Genomic DNA, 237 nt, shown 5'->3' with positions numbered 1-237 from the left:
GAGTTTATACTATGCAAATATAAATAGAAATAAAAAAGGTATCACTCTAAACCTTAAATCAGAAGAAGGAAAAAATATATTTTAGAAATGGTAAAACATGCTGATGTTGTAGTAGAAAATTACAGACCAGGTGTAATGGAAAAGTTAGGTCTGGGTTATGATGAGTTGGCTAAAGTTAACAATCAAATAATTTATGGAGCTGTATCAGGATTTGGATGTTATGGACCATATTCAGAA

1 pseudogene is annotated in these 237 nt (G+C 30.0%); it reads left to right on the top strand.

From position 1 onward, the window contains the following. A pseudogene (locus QCD69_RS22930) lies at window positions 1-237 on the top strand (CoA transferase); the annotation flags it as partial.

The organism is Erwinia sp. PsM31, from assembly GCF_030433775.1.
GTDB lineage: Bacteria > Pseudomonadota > Gammaproteobacteria > Enterobacterales > Enterobacteriaceae > Erwinia > Erwinia aeris.
The sequence above is the reverse complement of the archived record's forward strand: the minus strand, read 5'-3'. Positions and strand labels throughout refer to the sequence as shown.